A 220-nucleotide genomic window follows, 5' to 3' on the forward strand; every position below is an offset into this window, starting at 1 on the left:
CTTTATTATTACTATTATTTGTTATCCCACAATTCCAAGATATCTTCACTGGACTTGGTGCAGAGTTACCTGCATTTACTTTATTTGTTTTAGAGAATGAGTTAGCAATCAATAGTTCTTTGTTATATTTTGCAAAAGTACTTAAACCTTGTGCATCTTCATCAACGCCATGACCAAAACGTTGGTATGCAAAGTCAAAGAATGGTATAGCACCTAGTTC

At 33.6% G+C, this 220-nt stretch carries 1 pseudogene; it reads right to left on the minus strand.

Annotation, left to right across the window (positions count from 1 at the left end):
- Positions 1 to 145: 145 nt before the first annotated feature.
- Positions 146 to 208, minus strand: a pseudogene (locus V6255_RS19425) (hypothetical protein); the annotation flags it as partial.
- Positions 209 to 220: the final 12 nt, after the last annotated feature.

Origin of the sequence: Psychromonas arctica, assembly GCF_038155225.1 — a bacterium.
GTDB classification, from domain to species: domain Bacteria; phylum Pseudomonadota; class Gammaproteobacteria; order Enterobacterales; family Psychromonadaceae; genus Psychromonas; species Psychromonas arctica_B.